Source organism: uncultured Thiocystis sp. (genome assembly GCF_903866365.1).
GTDB lineage: Bacteria > Pseudomonadota > Gammaproteobacteria > Chromatiales > Chromatiaceae > Chromatium.
In genome coordinates, this window is record NZ_CAIPNF010000347.1 from 1 (window position 1) to 1,579 (window position 1,579).

3 protein-coding genes and 1 pseudogene are annotated in these 1,579 nt (G+C 61.2%); 1 reads left to right on the forward strand and 3 read right to left on the reverse strand.

Annotated features, from left to right (window positions below; genetic code table 11):
• The 3 genes from QZY07_RS19505 to QZY07_RS19515 all read right to left on the reverse strand — a co-directional run.
• The coding region (locus QZY07_RS19505; protein ID WP_295406245.1) for a hypothetical protein at positions 1 to 260 on the reverse strand (260 nt) is incomplete at its 3' end.
• 79 nt (positions 261 to 339) lie between these two features.
• A complete protein-coding gene (locus tag QZY07_RS19510; RefSeq protein ID WP_295406247.1) occupies positions 340 to 984 on the reverse strand; it encodes a hypothetical protein in 645 nt (214 codons plus the stop codon).
• A 90-nt stretch (positions 985 to 1,074) separates the two neighbouring features.
• A complete protein-coding gene (locus QZY07_RS19515; protein ID WP_295406249.1) occupies positions 1,075 to 1,368 on the reverse strand; it encodes a hypothetical protein in 294 nt (97 codons plus the stop codon).
• Between the two features lie 22 nt (positions 1,369 to 1,390).
• On the opposite strand from QZY07_RS19515, the pseudogene QZY07_RS19520 reads away from it, so the two are divergent.
• A pseudogene (locus QZY07_RS19520) lies at positions 1,391 to 1,579 on the forward strand (hypothetical protein); the annotation flags it as partial.

Here is a 1,579-nt window from a genome sequence, read left to right on the forward strand (position 1 = left end):
GAAAGTTTATCTAATGAAATTAGATTGTTGCAGTTTGACTTACACATGAAATTTAGGCAAAAGCCGATTTCCGTCCAGTTTGTGCTCCCATGCTTGAAAAAACATATGCAATTCAACAGGGACTTTCTGAACAGACTCTCACTGGCCCCGGCAAACTTCCCCCACTCAATCATGCTGGACGCGCCTTGAACGGCGTGCATCAGCAGGATGTCGCGGGGTGATAACGGCGGCGGGGGTGCATCGTCTGCTTGCTTGCTCATGAATGACCTCTCGCGCGATTTGCCGAGCATCGCCGCTGCCCGATCGGGGACGAAGAACATCGTTGCAACATGATCGGCATCAGCATCGACCGGACAGCTTGCCGCGTCCGATCCTCTTCTCCAACTGCCGATGCTGCTTGTCCAGCCAGGGCAACAGCGCCGCCGTGGCCTGGTCGACTTCCGCGTCATGTTTCCACACCAGTTTGAAGTATTCGCGCCAGCGCATGCCCTCGGGTTTACCGCCGTGCCCGTCCATCCAGGTGCCGCCCCAGCCGAGCCGCTGGCGAATCGCCAGAACCCGTGTCATGGCCCGCGTGACCTTGTTCTGCCGGGTGCTGGGGTCATTCAGTTCACCGCAGGTCCGACACAGCAAGCCATGCTCGGTCAGGTACAGGATGGCGCACCGTCGCCAGCACACCGGGCAATGGAGCCAGGGCCGTGTTCCCCCGAGATGGCAGGCGGTCCGCGCGATGTCGAGGGTTTCGCGCTGCGTGTGCCAGGCGTGGTCGTCCGCCGGTCGGCGGTAGTCCACCTCCAGGGTGGTGTCGATGGCGCAGAATCTGACCGAGCCGTCAGACCTGCTGCCCAGGCTCCAGGACCACGTCGTCCAAGCGCCAGGGTGAAGCAACCCCTGCCGTGCCAACTGGCGGATATCGAGTGACCGCCAGCGCGTGGTCGTGCCCTTGCGCCGGCTCTGATACTCCCCTGAACCCATCCCGCCCATGCGGTCGACCTCGCTGGTTTTGCCTAAATCATTTGGGAAACATCGCCATGCCTTGCGGCATGTAGACGTCTTCACGCGCTCCTGGGCCAGTTATGGCGTGGATTCCCGAACGTCGATCAAGCGCGTTTCACCGAATCGCCCGATCAGGATTCGCCGTGCCTCCTCCAGGTCGCAACCCGGCGCGATCATCACCAGCCAGTCGTGCGGCTTATCGGTGACGCGATAGCGGTAAACCCGCATGGCGTTCGTGGCCTGAGCCTCGGCTTGCGTCCGGGGTAGATCCGCATCGAACTCCAGGATCGCCGCCCGCTCCTCGATGGCCTCTTGAATGGGGTGGTGCCTTGCAAAAATGTGAGAATAAACGATACTGACCCGATGGCTCAAATGCGGACATGGGGATCAGGCAATGGCAGCAGAGCTGATCGAGCGCAGCGGCGATGAAGTCACCATTCAAGTCAAGGTCAATCTGAGCGGGACGCTGCTCGATGCCGAAGCGCGCATCCAGGAGGCGTGCAACGCCGCCGGAATGCTGGCGAGCGCCGAGGCGCTCAAGCGCTTCGACACCGACGGCTCGCCGATCGTCCTGGGAGCGATC

Bases quoted from the DNA above. Each gene is read 5' to 3' on its own strand.
- QZY07_RS19510 (WP_295406247.1), bottom strand. From the start codon at position 984: ATGGGCGGGATGGGTTCAGGGGAGTATCAGAGCCGGCGCAAGGGCACG.